The following is a 14,024-nucleotide window of genomic DNA, read 5'->3' on the forward strand; positions in this document are numbered from 1 at the left end:
TCATTTTTGTTATTTGTGGACTTATTTGTGGCAAAATGGTTATAATTTGGTAGAATGAGAGTGTTCTAAATTTATTGAAAAGAGAAAAGCATATGATAAAAGGAATTGGGATCGATGCAGTCGAATTGTCTAGGATCACTCGGCTGATCGAAGAAAAACCAAAATTCATTGCACGAATCTTGACCTCTGAAGAAACGAAACTGTTCCAGTCCTTGCCTTTTCATCGCCAAGTAGAATTTTTAGGCGGGCGTTACGCCTGTAAAGAAGCTTTCTCTAAAGCTTGGGGAACGGGGATCGGGAAAGTTACCTTTCAAGATATCGAGATTTTAAAAAATGAAAACGGTCAGCCCGTTGTTACGCGTTCCCCTCATGAAGGCAATGTATGGGTCAGTATTACTCACACAAATGAAACAGCTTTTGCACAAATTATTTTGGAAGACTAGAAAGAAGGAAAAATGATGGTTGTCGCTTGGCACCGCCCAACGAAAGCAGTGATACATAAAAAAGCTATAACTGAAAATGTAGCAAATGAAGTGGCAAGACTTCCGCAAGGGAAAGAATTGTTTGCAGTAGTAAAAGCAAACGGATACGGTCATGGAGCTGTAGAGACAGCTGAAGCAGCAGTTGCTGGTGGAGCTTCGGGCTTTTGTGTTTCAAATTTAGATGAAGGAGTCGAGTTGAGAGAAGCTGGATTTACTCAGCCCATCCTTATCTTGAACATGGTTCCTTACGACGCACTGGCTTTAGCTGTTGCTCATGATTTGTCAGTAACTGCAGGTACCCGGGAATGGTTGCAGGCAGCAGCTGCTATTTTAGAGGAAAGTAAGCTAGAGATGCCTCTTTCGATCCATTTAAAAGCAGATACTGGGATGGGGCGTATCGGTTTTTGTACACCTGAAGAAGTAAAAGAGGCAGCTGCATTCATCAGAGAAAGTCGTGTATTAGAATGGGAAGGATTATTTACCCATTTTTCTACAGCAGATCAATCAGACGATACGTATTGGAATCTGCAAAAGGAACGCTTTATGGAAGTGCTAAAAAAACTTTCTGAACTTCCTCGATATGTACATGTCAGTAACAGTGCAACGGCTTTATGGCATGATGAAACAATCGGCAATATGATTCGTTATGGAGTAGCAATGTACGGACTGAACCCATCTGGACATGCACTACCGGAAGTTTATCCGTTACAGCCAGCGCTTGAACTGGTTTCTGAATTGATCCAAGTCAAAAAACTCCCAGCAGGTGAAGGAATCGGCTACGGGGAAACATATATCACTCCTGAAGCAGAATGGATCGGAACGATACCGATCGGTTATGCAGATGGCTGGCTACGAAAGATGCAAGGTTTTTCTTTATTGGTAGAAGGAAACTATTGTGAAACGATTGGACGTGTATGTATGGATCAACTGATGATCCGATTGCCTCAAGAATTTCCGGTCGGAACAAAAGTGACGCTTATCGGCAAAAATGCAGACAAAGAAATCACTATGCAAGATGTAGCAGATCAATTAGGTACGATCCACTATGAAGTGGCATGCGGATTAGGACAGCGGATACCAAGAGAATATCAAGAATAAGGAGGATCCTATGGTAAAAAGAGGAGATATTTATTTTGCTGATCTTTCTCCAGTCGTGGGATCGGAGCAAGGCGGAACACGTCCAGTTTTGGTTATTCAAAATAATCTAGGTAACCATTTCAGCCCGACGATCATTGTTGCGGCTATAACGGCAAAAATGGCTAAGCCTAAGCTTCCGACTCACATTGGGATCAAAGCTACTGGAACAGGAATAGAAAGAGACTCCGTTATCCTGTTGGAGCAGATCAGAACGATCGATAAATCAAGATTGAAAGAAAAAGTCTGCCATTTGGATCGTCCAATTATGGCAGAAGTTGACCGAGCATTAAAAATTAGTGTGGGCATTGAGGCACTCACTCCTGTTACTAAATAAGTATAGCGAAGTAACCATGCAGCCTTTACATATAAAAAAAGGACCAACTGTGCGTAAAAAAAGATACGTCCGCTTCTAGTACCAGCATTTCTGCTAGAAGAAGCGAACGTATCTTTTTTGATGATCCAAGGAGTGGTCCATGCGCCCTCCTCCTTTACAGCCAGACTTGGACTACCAGCTGGCTTTTTTTACTCCTGGAATCAAACCTTTATGTGCTAACTCACGGAATTTTATACGGGACATCCCGAATTTACGCATGTATCCGCGAGGTCGTCCATCGATTAGATCGCGATTTTTCAACCGTTCTGGACGAGCATCTAAAGGAAGTTTACGCAAGCCTTCATAATCTTTTTGCGCTTTTAATTCCTGACGTAAAGCAGCATAGCGTTCAATCGTTTTTTGCTGTTTTTTTGCTTTGGCAATCTTTGATTTTTTAGCCATCAACAAATTCCTCTAATTTTTTTATTAGCGTAAATCGTAATCTTTACGCTTTTAGATGAATAATTTAACACGATACGCGAAAAAAAACAACTATTTTGTTTTGGATCATGTTCCAAATCGAAAAGACATTTTTTTTGTCAAAATAAAGGCATGAACGTAAACTTAAAGAAAAAGGGAGATGGTAACCATGCGAAGATTTGCAATTAACGGTTACGGAGAAGCGCAAGATGTTTTTGAAGAAATCGATGCTCATCCCAGAAAAGTCGATTCCGGACATATTCGTGTAGAAATAAAAGCATTCAGCGTGAATCCGTATGATGTTGCCTTGCGTTCAGGAGAGATGAAAGAGATACGAACATTGAAATTCCCTTATGTACTAGGTAATGATGGCGCTGGTATCGTGACAGAGATTGGTTCAGATGTCACAACTGTTCATGTAGGTGATCGAGTAGCTGTCCATGCAGTCGGCGGGACTTACGGAGAAGAAGTCGTACTGCCATCAGCAAAAGCAGCAAAAATTCCAGATGAAATGAGTTGGGAAGAAGCAGCCGGAATGGTCACACCCGGGATTACGGCGTACAATCTAATCAATCATTTGACGGAAATCCAGCCGACAGATACAGTGATGGTTCTAGGTGCCTCAGGTGCGGTCGGGTCTAGTCTGATCCAGCTTCTCCACGAAAAGGGTATCCGAATCTTAACCAGTGCCTCTAGTAAAAACGAAGAAAAAGTAAGGAAACTAGGAGCTTCAGCATTTGCTGCTTATGATAAAACAGATCCAGGTATGCAATTTGCTGATCAAGCAGACCTTGTGATTGATGCCACGAAAGGAAGCATCAAAGGAGAAACCGGCATCCATATCCTGAAACCAGGTGGGAGATATGTTGCATTAAATGACCTCCCAGACCTAGATTTGCGGCAAAAAAAGGAAGGCTTTTATGAATCATTTGTTCCAAGAAAGGAATATCAAGATGCAGAAGCCTTTGCTGGCATAATCAAAGCCTATCAAAAAGGTGCCTTTCATATTTTTATTTCAATGAATCTGTCTGCTTCCCTTGCACATGTCATCCAAGCACATCAGCAAGTTGAAGGGCATCCTCCTGCTGGGAAAATCATTTTGTCATTCGAAAAGTAAGAAATATAGGAATAAAAAATGAAAAAAGCTGAAACATTTTTGTAGGGGCAAAGACCAAAAAAGTGTTTTAGCTTTTTTGCGTATACGTATAATAGATAAAAACTTTGGCATAAAATTATCTTTCCCTTTTATTTCATGATAAAGTAAAGGCTGTAATCCTTAATTATTTCTCAATATGTAAGAGATTACAATGAGACAATTGCCGTGATATGTCCAAAAATTCGACTTTTTTGAAAAAAGCCGATTGAAAAAAGTATGAAATACATGGTAAAGTAATTCAGCTGAAAAAAGAAGAAGGGGGAGAACTATGCAGTCAATCAAAAATACACTTCGTTTATATTTGCTTGACTGGAAACGGATTTTCAAAAACCCGATTGCTACACTTTTGATCATTGCGATCATGATCATCCCTTCGCTATATGCGTGGTTTAACATTAAAGCACTATGGGATCCATATGGAAATACTGGAGAGCTGCCAATTGCTGTTTACAGTGCAGACAAGCCAGCAGAGTTTCAAGGTAAAGAAGTGGCCATTGGGAAGCAAGTCATCGAATCGCTTCATAAAAATAAACAATTAGGATGGCAATTCGTTGATTCAAAAGAGCAATTAGAAGACGGAGTCCGTTCCGGAAAGTATTACGCAGGTATTTACCTGCCAAAGGATTTCTCAGAAGATCTGCTGAGTTTTACTAGTGGTGACATCAAGAAACCGAAAATCGAATATACGGTAAATGAAAAAATCAATGCGATTGCACCGAAAATCACCGATAAAGGAGCAAGTTCGATCCAATCGCAAATCACAAATGAATTTATCAAAACAGCCAGTTCGACTTTATTGAAAGTATTCAATGAAATAGGTTACGACATCGATACGAACCTAGTAAGTATCAATAAAGTCAAAGATATGATTTTATCAACAGATGAAAATCTGGACACGATCGACGGCTACACAAAGCAAGTCCTCGAATTACAAAGTCAACTACCTGACATTAAAGAAAAACTGAATAAAGCAAATGAATTCGTGGATTACATCCCTAAAGTAGACGAGATGGGCGAAAAAGTCGTTGCATTGAATGACAAAATGCCTGAATTGAAAGACCAAGCAAAAATCATCCTTGATTTGCAAGAAAAAATCCCAGAGATCCAAAATGCCGGTAAACAACTAGCAGAGATCGACGGTGATTTTGCTTCGATCCAAGAGACAATGAATCAAGGAATTGACGAAGCAAAACAAGGCTTGACGATCATCCAACAAGTACAAGATATCTTGCCAGATGTGAAAAATTTAGAAAACCAGGCAAGTGATTTAGCAAACCAAACAAAATCAGGTGCCTCTCAGCTGAAAGATGCGATACCAAGCATCACAAACAGTGTAGATGTTACATTGAAGTCAATTGGACAAGTGGCAACAACGACAGGTTCGCTAGCTGAGACGATCAATGCAGCTGTCCAAGATAACCAACTAAGTGAAAAAGAAAAAGAAGATATCGGGAATGTATTAAACAGTTTTATCAACAGTATTCCTCAACAACAAAATGCAATCGATAAACTGGTCGAGTTCCTGACTAAATTGCAAACAAGTGCTGGAAATACGAAATTGCAGCCAGTTATTGATCAGCTAAATCAATTGAAACCCTTGCTAGGCGATTTGCAAAGTCGTCTCACTGATTTGAACACAGCTGTTCAAGAAGGGAACACGGATAGAGTTACTGATTTATTAAAACAAGTACAAACTGCTGCTGAAAATGTTAATGATATCGTTACTGGTATCAAGACGGATCAAGTCAGCTCCACCGTCACTTCTCTACTAGACCAAGTCATCGATACGATTGGGACTGCACAAGGCGCACTGAGCAAAGCGGACCAGATCGACTTTGATTCGCTTCTCAGCTCAACGAAAGCAACTGTAACAAATGCAGTGGCAATCTTAGAAAAATATCAAAAAGAAATGCCTGCAATTGGACAAGAAATCCACGATGCCAATACAATGTTGAATGGCAATATGGAGACCATCGTCAATGGCATCAATGAAGGGGCAGACCTATACAACAATGAATTACCGATCCTTCAGCAAAAATTAGGGTTGGCCGCTGATTTTATCCAAAATGATTGGCCCGCACTAAAAAATGAAATCACCGGTACATTGACAACAGTAAATGAAAAAATGCCAGAAGTCGAAACAGCTGTGAACGCTGCTGCGGACTTGATCAACAATGACTGGCCAAATATCAAAGCTGGTATCCAAAAAGCAGCAGATGCGATCCGAAAAGGCGAACAGGAAGTTGATCTAGGCGAAGTCATCAAATTATTGAAACTAGATGCAACAAAAGAAAGTGACTTCTTTACACAACCTGTTGAGCTGCAAACCAATGCGCTCTATCCAATCGCAAATAACGGTTCAGCTAGCACCCCATTTTATACTGCACTATGTCTGTGGGTCGGCGCTGTTCTTCTTTCAAGTGTTGCTACGACAGAATACTATTTAGGAAAGAAAGACCGAAACAATTTTACGAAACGAGAACAATTCGTTGCTCGTATGCTGACATTCTTGACAATGGCAATCGCGCAAAGCTTGATTGTTACATTAGGGAATATTTTCTTACTAGGAGTAGATGTCCAAAATCCAGTTTACAGCGTGTCATTTGCTGTCTTGATCGCCTTAGCGTTCATGATGATCGTTTACGTCTTGGCTGCATTATTCGATAATGTCGGTAAAGGGATCGCTATCATCATTTTAGTACTGTCAATCTCTGGTGGAGGCGGGAACTATCCGATCCAAGTCTCAGGAAAATTCTTCCAAATGATCAATCCGTTCTTGCCATTTACGCATGCGGTAAACTTGTTGCGAGAATCTGCAGGAGGCATTTATTGGCCAAATGCTACGAATGCAATCTGGATCATGGTCGGTTTGTTTGTTGTCTTTGGAGTCGTAGGAACGGCAGTCTATCCGTTCATCGAAGAAAAAATGACGAAATTCAAAGAAGCGGCGCACGAGAGCCATATTTTTCATTAAAGAAAAGAGGGTGTGAGATCAGCGTTTTGAGCTAATACCGAGGGTCAGCTGATGGAACACCGTGTACCAAGAGGTTGTGAAAAAGCTGTTCTGCATAAAGTAATAAGAATGACCAAACAAAAACAGCTTCACATTTCTCTTTCAAAAGTTAAGATATAAAAAAGGATAGAACCTGATTTTCTAAGTCAAGTTCTATCCTTTTATTATAGAATTCAAAGAAAAAGCCCATAAAAAAATGTTAGATTTTTTCTGTATTAAAGCGTTTGAAAAAGGGCTTGATATTTTTCTGTTTTTTTCCAATTATTTTCTTAAAGTTTATTGACTTTTAAGGTCAGTGAGCGTACTATAACATCTTGTTTACTATAAATTTTCGACTATAATACTTGAAGTAAAATTGCGTGTAAAGGAGTTTAAAAATTGGATTACTTAAAAAGGTTGTTAGTAGGTAAGCCTTTAAAATCTGCTGAAAATGATGAGCACAAATTAACCCGTTTTGCTGCTTTGGCATTATTGTCGTCTGATGCGTTATCATCTATTGCATATGGTACGGAACAAATCGTTGTCGTTTTAGTCGCTTTGTCTGCTGCAGCTATCTGGTATTCGCTGCCCATTGCCGCTTTTGTTATTATTTTATTGATTTCCTTAACGCTATCATATCGTCAAATCATCCATGCTTATCCTCATGGCGGTGGAGCTTATGTCGTCAGCAGTGAGAATCTTGGGAAGAATGCGGGCTTGATTTCCGGTGGCTCTTTATTGATCGACTACATGTTGACGGTAGCAGTATCTGTCTCAGCAGGTGCTGAAGCAATCACATCAGCGGTGCCAGCATTATACGGGCATCAAGTTGCTATTTCTGTGACAATCGTTTTACTACTGATGATGCTGAATCTTCGTGGTCTGAGAGAATCTGCATCGTTCCTGTTATTTCCGGTGTACACATTTATCCTTGTGATCTCGTTGCTAATCGTTGTTGGGTTATATAATATCGTGACAGGTGCTGTGCCATTGCAAGCTACTGCGCTTCCAGGAGCGGCTGTTCCGGGGATTTCTATTGCCTTGATTTTACGAGCATTTTCTTCTGGTTCCTCCTCTTTGACTGGGGTTGAGGCTATCAGTAATGCCGTACCATTCTTCAAAAAGCCAAGAGCCAAAAATGCCGCTGCCACATTGACGATGATGGCCTTGATCTTAGGTTTCTTCTTCGTTGGAATCACATTTATCAATTATTGGTATGGAATCGTTCCAGAAAAAGAAGTCACTGTTTTGTCTCAAATCGGTAAAGCTGTCTTTGGACATGGTATTTTGTATTACATCCTTCAATTTGCTACAGCGCTGATTTTAGCCGTTGCTGCCAATACTGGTTTTTCTGCTTTTCCAGTTCTTGCATACAATCTGGCAAAAGATAAATTCATGCCTCACATGTATCAAGATCGTGGGGATCGACTAGGCTATTCCAATGGGATTATCACTCTAGCGCTAGGTTCGATCGTGTTGCTGTTTATTTTCCATGGCTCAACAGAACGCTTGATTCCGTTATACTCTATCGGCGTGTTCATTCCATTTGCTTTATCTCAAACAGGGATGGTCGTCAAATGGAAAAAAGAAGGAAAAAAATGGTTAAGCAAATCGATTGCCAATATTACAGGTGCGTTCATCTCATATGCAATCATTGCGATTTTGTTCGTCTATCGGTTAGGAGACATTTGGCCTTTCTTCATCATCATGCCAATCGTTATGTTCATTTTTTATAAGATCCATGATCATTATAAAAAAGTGGCAGAACAGCTTCGTTTAGAAAATGATGCAAAACTACATGACTATGACGGAAATACCGTTCTTGTATTAGTTGGGAATGTGACACGGGTGAATATCGGTGCGTTGAATTATGCACGTTCGATCGGTGATTATGTCGTTGCGATGCACGTTTCGCTAGACGAAGATGTCGAAAAAGAAAAAGAAATCGAAGCAGAATTTAAAAAGCATTTCCCAGATGTCCGTTTCTCAATCGTCCACTCTTCTTACCGCTCGATTGAAAATCCAATTATCCGTTATGTAGATATCGTAAGTAAAAATGCAGCGAAACAAAACTATACAACTACTGTGCTGATTCCTCAATTTGTACCAAACAGACGCTGGCAGAATATTCTCCATAACCAAACAAGTTTGCGGTTAAGATTGCGATTGTCTTGGCGTGAAAATATCGTTGTCAGCACCTATAGCTACCATTTGAAGAAATAAGTCCATCAAGAATCTGGGACACAAAGTAGTTTATTGAATATCATTTAAATAAAAAAGGTCGTAGCGCTCAAGCGCTACGACCTTTTTTTGTCTTGATTCATTCTGTCTGCGATTTTTTTGAAGCAGGATCTAGCCGTCTTTCCAAAATACCTAAAAGCCAGTCCGTGATGATCGCCATTAATGCAGTTGGCAATGCACCGGCTAAAATAATCGATGTGCCATCTGTTGCATTGGTTCCTCGGATAATGATATCTCCAAGACCACCAGCACCGACGAATGCACCGATCGCGGTTATCCCGATGGCAACAACTAACGCATTTCTTATGCCTGCCATGATAACAGAAACAGAGAGTGGTAACTCTACCATGAATAGTCGTTGTCTAGCAGTCATCCCCATGCCTTTGCCGACATCAAGGATATTTTTGTCTACTTGGATCATCCCAGTGTACGTATTCTTGATAATGGGTAACAGGGAATATAAAAATACAGTAACAATCACGACATTGACTCCCAGACCTAATCCAATGATCAGAATGGAGATCATGGCTAAGGAAGGGATCGTCTGGATGATATTCGCCAAACGAATCACCCAGTTTGCTAATTTACGTCTCCTAGAAATCATGATCCCGACCGGAATCCCGACAACTGCTGCAAAGAGGACACCATAGATAGAAATCAGGAAGTGACGGATAAATTGTGCAAAGATATAGGAGCCATTTTCCTGGAAATAATAGAAAAATTGTTGAAAGACATTCATTTTATCCAATTGCTTCACTTCCCTTCAAAATAGTGGTTTTCTTGTAAGAAACGTTGTGCTACTACTGATGGTTCCACTAGATTATTATCTGCTTCGTAGTTCAATTCCTGCATTTTTTCCGTACTGATGGTATGACCTAACTTATTTAAGGCTTCTTTTAAATGAGGTGTATCAGCTAATACCTTGTTGTCTACAACTGGAGCAGCATCATATGGTGGGAAGAATTGACGATCATCTTCCAACATGACTAGATCATAACTGGCAATCCGTCCATCCGTAGAGTAGCCAAGAACAATATCCATTTTTCCTGCTTCGACTGCATCGTAAACAAGTCCAATCTGCATAGGTAAGATCGAATTAAAAGAGAAGCCATAAGTTTCCTGGAAGCCGTCGTAACCGTCTCCTTTACGATTGATCCAAGAAGTATCTACACCAGCTACTAATTCATCCGCTACATTTTTCAGATCGCTGACTTTAGATAGATGGTATTTTTGTGCGGTGTCTTTTCGAACAAGAAAGACATACGTATTTTCAAAACCATAGGACGGGAACCACGTTTGATCGTATCTTTTCTCAAATTCATCTTTCACGGTAGCAAATGCTTTTTTCGGATCTTTTTCAGGAGGAAGATTCAATGTAGTGGTTAAATCTGTTCCTGTGTAACGAGCTGCTGAAATCGAAGCATCTCCGTTCATCATCGCTTGGTGGTTGATAGTTGTAGTAGCCAGATTGTTGATGATCGCTGTGTTTTTATCTGTATAATGTTCAACCATACCGGCAACTAGACTTGCTAAGATCTGAGCTTCAGAAGTGATTCCACCTGTGATCGAGATGGTGTCTTCATCTGTATTGCTGGCAAGTCCAGGGAAGGAACAACTCGCAAGTATAAGAAGAGAGAGAAGAACCATGGTCATTTTTAATATACGTTTCATTCTTCATTCTCCTCTCTAAGTGCGATCGGTGTCAGCCGGTGTTCCAAGAGACCTAGAAGCCAATCAGCCAACAGTGCTAAAATCGTTACAGGGATCGTACCTGCCAAAATGAGATCTGGTTGGTAATTATTCAGTCCACTAAAAATCAAATCACCTAGACCACCAGCCCCGATATAAGAGGCAAGGGTAGCCCATGCAATCACGTAAACGGCAGCTAAACGAATGCCGGCCATGATCGTTGGCATAGCAATAGGCAGTTCGACGGAAAAAATGGATTGGAACTCAGTCATTCCCATCCCTTTTGCCACATCCCGATAATTCCAATCGACATTTTTCATCCCGATATACGTATTTCGTAGAATTGGCAATAATGAATAAATAAAGAGAGCGATGATCGCAGGTAATTTACCTACACCAAATAGCGGGATCATCAATGCCAATAAAGCAAGAGAAGGGATTGTCTGCAAGGCACTGGTTAAGCCAATCACAATCGTGGCAGCTTTCGGAAAACGTGTCAGTAAGACACCAAGCGGTACAGCAATGATGATACCAATGATCAAAGCAAGTCCCGAAATATAAAGATGTTCAAAACCTTTTGAGAGAATTTCTGAACCGTGCTGATGAAAAAACTGCTGCATAGGTCAGACCTCCTTAGATTCTTCAGGAGTAGCTGACTCTGCAACATCAGTAGTTGCGGGGTCTTCTCCCCAAATCACATCGTAGACGATATCCACTAATGATGCGCGAGTCAAGATACCTACGACTTTGTTCTGTTCATCAACGACCGGCACGTATTTCAGCCCGCGTTTTAAAATGCGTTGCAAGGTATCACGAAGATAGGCGGATTCTTTTACGTAAAAAACATGTTTATTCAAAATGTCGCCTACACTGGATACTTTTCCTCGTTTTTTATTCAACGTTTCTACATCGATAAATCCTTTTAATACATTCGAATTATCGGTAACTAACAACGTATCTACACGTTTTTCCCTCATCAGTTTGATTGCTTCTTGTAATGATTTTTCCGGTGTAATCGTGATTGCTGTATTTAGCATAACTTCTCCGACTCTTGTCGCATTTGGTTTTGCTTGTAGTAAGCGATCTTCTCCAATCAACTCTTCTACGAAATCGTTTGCAGGATGACGTAAAATATTTTCTGGTGTATCGAATTGGATCACACGACCTTCACTCATGATGGCGATACGACTTGCTAGTTTAATCGCTTCATCCATGTCATGGGTAACGAAGACGATGGTTTTACCGAGTCGTTCTTGTAAATCTTTGACCAGATCCTGAAGTGAATCGCGAGTGATGGGATCAAGGGCACCAAATGGCTCATCCATCAGTATGATATCCTGATTGGCTGCCAAGGCACGAACGACTCCAATACGCTGCTGCTGACCACCAGATAATTCATGTGGGTAGCGATCTAACATCTCACGGGGCAATTCCACAAGATCAATCATTTTTTCAGCTGTTTTATTCCGTTCTTCTTGACTGACTTTCAACAATTTTTGGACAAGAGTGATATTTTCACGAATCGTCATGTGAGGCATCAATCCAATACTTTGGATAACATAGCCTATCTGACGTCGCAATTCCACTGGATCAATTTCTTGGATGGATTTTCCATCAATCAAAATTTTCCCTTGTGTTGGATCAGTCATTCGGTTGATCATCCGCATCGTTGTGGTTTTTCCGCTTCCGCTTGTACCGATAAAACAGATGAATTCGCCTTTTTCAAACGATAGATTGACGTCTTCGACAGCGATTTTTCCGCCTTTATAGATTTTTGAGACATTCTGGAATTCAATCATGGTGCCACCTCTTCTTTTCTTTTTCAATGAAGGTTCTCCTACTACTAGTATGCCTAAAAGAACGCTAGATTACAAATGAGGTGTATTTTTTTGGGCGCTGAGTGTTTTTGATGAAAATAAAAGGGACAGAGTCAAGAAAAATCAGTCGCCGTTTTTTGCCAATTCAGCACGAAAAATGGTAGAATGATTGAGCACATGATAGAAAGTGAGTGACGATATGTTAACAACAGAAGATTTTGATTTTGACTTGCCGGAAGAGTTGATCGCACAAACACCATTAAAAGACCGCGATCATTCTCGTTTACTTGTTTTGGATCGGAAAACTGGAGAAATGAAAGACAAGCATTTCCATGAAATCATTGAAGAATTACACCCTGGTGATGCGCTAGTCATGAATAATACACGAGTTCTGCCCGCTCGTTTATATGGAGAAAAACCAGATACTGGTGCTCATTTAGAAGTCCTTCTTCTAACGAATACAGAAGGAGATACGTGGGAGACATTGATCAAACCTGCGAAACGTGCCAAAGTTGGGACAAGAATCTCTTTTGGTGATGGCAGATTGCAAGCAGTAGTGAAAGAAGAATTGGAACACGGCGGACGGATCATTGTCTTTGAGTATGAAGGAATTTTCCTAGAGATTCTTGAATCATTGGGCGAAATGCCATTGCCACCATATATCAAAGAACGTCTGGAAGACCCAGATCGCTATCAAACTGTCTATGCGAAAGAAAATGGTTCTGCTGCAGCGCCAACAGCGGGATTGCATTTTACGAAAGAACTGCTTGATGAGATCGAAGCAAAGGGTGTTGAATTAGTCTATCTGACACTACACGTAGGGTTAGGAACATTCCGTCCTGTCAGCGTAGATAAGATCGAAGAACACCATATGCATAGTGAATTCTACCGTTTGACGGAAGAAGCAGCTGAACGATTGAATCAAGTACGTAAAAACGGCGGGAAAATCGTGGCTGTCGGAACGACTTCGATTCGAACATTAGAAACGATTGGAACGAAATTCAATGGAGAAATCAAAGCAGACAGTGGATGGACCGATATTTTCATCACGCCTGGCTATGAATTCAAAGTGGTGGAAGCTTTCTCAACCAATTTTCATTTGCCAAAATCAACTTTAGTCATGTTAGTAAGTGCTTTTGCCGGAAGAGAATTGACATTATATGCTTATCAGCATGCGATTGACGAGCGCTATCGTTTCTTTAGTTTCGGAGATGCGATGTTCGTGAAATAAGACTGTTTAGAACAATCGTACTCTGAGTATGAAAAAGTCAAGAATATCTCCGTAAAAACAAAGAAAAAAGCTGCCAATTTTTTAACTGGCAGCTTTTTTCGATGCTTCTATTCGCAGATAATTATGCAGTTGCGTTTCTGCTTTGAAGCACGTGTTATTACTAGAAACTTCATTAACGAGTAATAACATTGAAGAAGTTAAGAACTATCTTTATGATACACCAACTTTTCAGCGACAATCGATCAATTTTTGTATGAAAAATGTAGTAAAATGCAAGTTAAAAGTTAAGAAAAATGCGTACAAATAAGAAAAAGCCGAGCTCTCGATAAGCTCGGCTTTCTTGTATCTCGGAAGGATTCAAATAAACAGAAATGATTGTAACTTTCCATCATACATGCAAAGCACGGTGTTGAATTTCTTCATGTTAAACAAAAATTTTGTTTTCGTTACATCTTCAACATTTGAAACATCTCTTGTTCCTATTCA

At 40.3% G+C, this 14,024-nt stretch carries 12 protein-coding genes; 7 read left to right on the plus strand and 5 right to left on the minus strand.

Annotated elements, in window-relative coordinates; genetic code table 11:
* Positions 1 to 92 precede the first annotated feature (92 nt).
* Genes acpS through IGK53_RS00940 form a run of 3 tightly spaced genes read left to right on the plus strand, consistent with a single transcriptional unit; the run spans position 93 to position 1,953 of the window.
* The gene (gene acpS, locus IGK53_RS00930) at positions 93 to 443 is read left to right on the plus strand and encodes a holo-ACP synthase (protein WP_002293418.1); all 351 of its coding nucleotides are present in this window, start codon (positions 93 to 95) and stop codon (positions 441 to 443) included.
* A 15-nt stretch (positions 444 to 458) separates the two neighbouring features.
* Entirely contained in the window at positions 459 to 1,580 is a 1,122-nt protein-coding gene (gene alr / locus IGK53_RS00935) for an alanine racemase (protein ID WP_002329725.1), read from the plus strand.
* A gap of 10 nt (positions 1,581 to 1,590) precedes the next feature.
* Positions 1,591 to 1,953 carry a type II toxin-antitoxin system PemK/MazF family toxin gene (locus IGK53_RS00940; RefSeq protein WP_002289874.1) on the plus strand — a complete coding sequence of 121 codons (363 nt, stop codon included), beginning with the start codon at positions 1,591 to 1,593 and terminating at the stop codon, positions 1,951 to 1,953.
* A 171-nt stretch (positions 1,954 to 2,124) separates the two neighbouring features.
* Here the strand turns inward: IGK53_RS00940 and rpsN are convergent, their stop codons facing one another.
* The gene (gene rpsN / locus IGK53_RS00945) at positions 2,125 to 2,394 is read right to left on the minus strand and encodes a 30S ribosomal protein S14 (protein WP_430604881.1); all 270 of its coding nucleotides are present in this window, start codon (positions 2,392 to 2,394) and stop codon (positions 2,125 to 2,127) included.
* Positions 2,395 to 2,581: 187 nt separating this feature from the next.
* On the opposite strand from rpsN, the gene IGK53_RS00950 reads away from it, so the two are divergent.
* The 3 genes from IGK53_RS00950 to IGK53_RS00960 all read left to right on the plus strand — a co-directional run bounded on the left by IGK53_RS00950 (position 2,582) and on the right by IGK53_RS00960 (position 8,783).
* The gene (locus tag IGK53_RS00950; RefSeq protein WP_002293412.1) at positions 2,582 to 3,529 is read left to right on the plus strand and encodes an NADP-dependent oxidoreductase; all 948 of its coding nucleotides are present in this window, start codon (positions 2,582 to 2,584) and stop codon (positions 3,527 to 3,529) included.
* A gap of 307 nt (positions 3,530 to 3,836) precedes the next feature.
* On the plus strand, positions 3,837 to 6,542 hold the full coding sequence (locus tag IGK53_RS00955; RefSeq protein WP_002329724.1) for a YhgE/Pip domain-containing protein: 2,706 nt from the start codon (positions 3,837 to 3,839) through the stop codon (positions 6,540 to 6,542).
* A gap of 417 nt (positions 6,543 to 6,959) precedes the next feature.
* Positions 6,960 to 8,783, plus strand: a complete 1,824-nt coding sequence (locus tag IGK53_RS00960) for an APC family permease (protein ID WP_002329723.1) — start codon at positions 6,960 to 6,962, stop codon at positions 8,781 to 8,783.
* A 97-nt stretch (positions 8,784 to 8,880) separates the two neighbouring features.
* Here the strand turns inward: IGK53_RS00960 and IGK53_RS00965 are convergent, their stop codons facing one another.
* The 4 genes from IGK53_RS00965 to IGK53_RS00980 are packed head-to-tail and all read right to left on the minus strand — an operon-like array spanning position 8,881 to position 12,289.
* A complete protein-coding gene (locus IGK53_RS00965) occupies positions 8,881 to 9,558 on the minus strand; it encodes an ABC transporter permease (RefSeq protein ID WP_002329722.1) in 678 nt (225 codons plus the stop codon).
* Entirely contained in the window at positions 9,555 to 10,472 is a 918-nt protein-coding gene (locus tag IGK53_RS00970) for an osmoprotectant ABC transporter substrate-binding protein (protein WP_002293406.1), read from the minus strand. Before IGK53_RS00970 ends, IGK53_RS00965 begins: the two co-directional genes overlap by 4 nt.
* Positions 10,469 to 11,110: an ABC transporter permease gene (locus tag IGK53_RS00975; protein ID WP_002293405.1), complete on the minus strand. Its 642-nt coding sequence runs from the start codon at positions 11,108 to 11,110 to the stop codon at positions 10,469 to 10,471. Before IGK53_RS00975 ends, IGK53_RS00970 begins: the two co-directional genes overlap by 4 nt.
* A 3-nt stretch (positions 11,111 to 11,113) precedes the next feature.
* The gene (locus IGK53_RS00980; protein WP_002329721.1) at positions 11,114 to 12,289 is read right to left on the minus strand and encodes a betaine/proline/choline family ABC transporter ATP-binding protein; all 1,176 of its coding nucleotides are present in this window, start codon (positions 12,287 to 12,289) and stop codon (positions 11,114 to 11,116) included.
* A 217-nt stretch (positions 12,290 to 12,506) separates the two neighbouring features.
* Between IGK53_RS00980 and queA the strand changes: the two genes are divergently transcribed.
* Positions 12,507 to 13,538 (plus strand): tRNA preQ1(34) S-adenosylmethionine ribosyltransferase-isomerase QueA, encoded by a 1,032-nt coding sequence (queA, locus tag IGK53_RS00985; protein ID WP_430604885.1) that lies wholly within the window; start codon positions 12,507 to 12,509, stop codon positions 13,536 to 13,538.
* The last annotated feature ends 486 nt before the right edge of the window (positions 13,539 to 14,024 follow it).

It is taken from the genome of Enterococcus sp. DIV1224, assembly GCF_050555455.1.
Taxonomy (GTDB): Bacteria; Bacillota; Bacilli; order Lactobacillales; family Enterococcaceae; genus Enterococcus_B; species Enterococcus_B lactis.